The sequence below is a fragment of the Seleniivibrio woodruffii genome, assembly GCF_004339245.1.
Taxonomy (GTDB): domain Bacteria; phylum Chrysiogenota; class Deferribacteres; order Deferribacterales; family Geovibrionaceae; genus Seleniivibrio; species Seleniivibrio woodruffii.
Map to the genome: position 1 here is coordinate 1 of NZ_SMGG01000002.1, position 1503 is coordinate 1503.

At 51.7% G+C, this 1503-nt stretch carries 1 protein-coding gene; it reads left to right on the top strand.

Annotated elements, in window-relative coordinates; translation table 11 throughout:
- Nucleotides 1-1218, top strand: a 1218-nt coding sequence (locus tag C8D98_RS00015; RefSeq protein ID WP_283805599.1) for an ammonium transporter, incomplete at its 5' end; no start/stop codon positions are given.
- Between the last annotated feature and the right edge of the window lie 285 nt (nucleotides 1219-1503).

The window sequence follows — 1503 nt, forward strand, 5'->3', positions numbered from 1 at the left end:
TTTTCGGCATTTGCCGATGAGGCGCCCGCACCCGACACAGGCGACACAGCATGGCTTCTTGTGTCAGCGGCTTTCGTTCTTCTGATGCTTCCCGGTCTCGCGCTTTTCTACGGCGGTATGGTAAGAGCTAAGAACGTGCTCTCAACATATCTCTACAGCTTCACAGCTCTGACAGTGGTCGGTGTCGTGTGGGCTGTGATAGGCTTTACGCTGGCTTTCGGTGAAACCGAATCACCCTTCGTAGGCGGAATGCAGTATCTCATGCTGGGAGGCGACTTCATGACCGCTCTCTCAGGCACTATACCCCTTTCAGTGTTCGCAATGTTTCAGGGTATGTTCGCAATCATAACTGTTGCGCTCATATCAGGTGCCATTGTTGAAAGAATGAAGTTCTCCGCTTGGGTAATCTTCATGGTTGTCTGGGTAATCGCAGTGTACTCCCCCGTTGCTCACTGGGTGTGGGCAGGTTCGGGCTGGCTGTTCAAGATGGGTGCTCTTGACTTTGCGGGCGGTACTGTTGTCCACTTCTCTTCCGGTTGTGCGGCACTGGCTCTTGCACTGGTTCTGGGCAACAGAAACGATTTCAAAAGAACGGCCATTCTTCCTCATAACGTCACACAGACGCTTATCGGTGCAGGTCTTCTGTGGTTCGGCTGGTTCGGCTTCAACGCAGGATCCGCTCTTACTGCAGGCACACTTGCAGGTGTAGCGTTTGCAAATACAATGATAGCGGCGGCGGCGGCCGGCGTAAGCTGGATGCTTATAGAGTGGACACACGGCAAACCCAGCGCACTTGGTGTTGCATCAGGTATAGTTGCCGGTCTGGTAGCCATCACACCTGCGGCGGGCTTTGTTGCTCCCTGGGGCGCACTGGTTCTCGGTCTTCTTGTCGGTGTTATCTGCTGCTATGCCATCAGACTCAAGTTCAAGCTTAACCTTGACGACTCACTCGACGTATTCGGCATCCACGGTGTCGGCGGTCTCTTCGGAGCCATCATGACGGGTGTTCTTGCCATCGAGGGCAAGGGACTTGTTAGCGGTAATGCCGCACAGGTAGGAATTCAGACGATAGGTGTACTTTCAGCCGGTCTGTATTCGTTCGTGGTTACACTGGTTATTGCATACATCCTTAAGGCGACTGTCGGGCTTCGTGTTACACCCGAGCAGGAGGCAGAGGGAACGGACGTTAACCAGCACGGTGAGAAAGCATACAATTAATAAAATCGTTGATGATACGAAAAGGGAGCTTAGGCTCCCTTTTTTTGTTTCAGATTGCATCTAAAAGGCAAGAGGGGAGTGGGTTAGCGTTACTATTTTTTCAGTCATTCTGAGTGCAACGAAGAATTTCTATGGAGAGATCCTTCGGCATACGCCTCAGGATGACTGCAAATGTTATTATTGTCATTCTGAACCCGCAGGGTGAAGAATCTCTGCGTTTGAGACTCTTCGGCTATGCCTCAGAGTGACGTGGCTTACCTTGTGATAGTTGCCGAATAGAGTGAC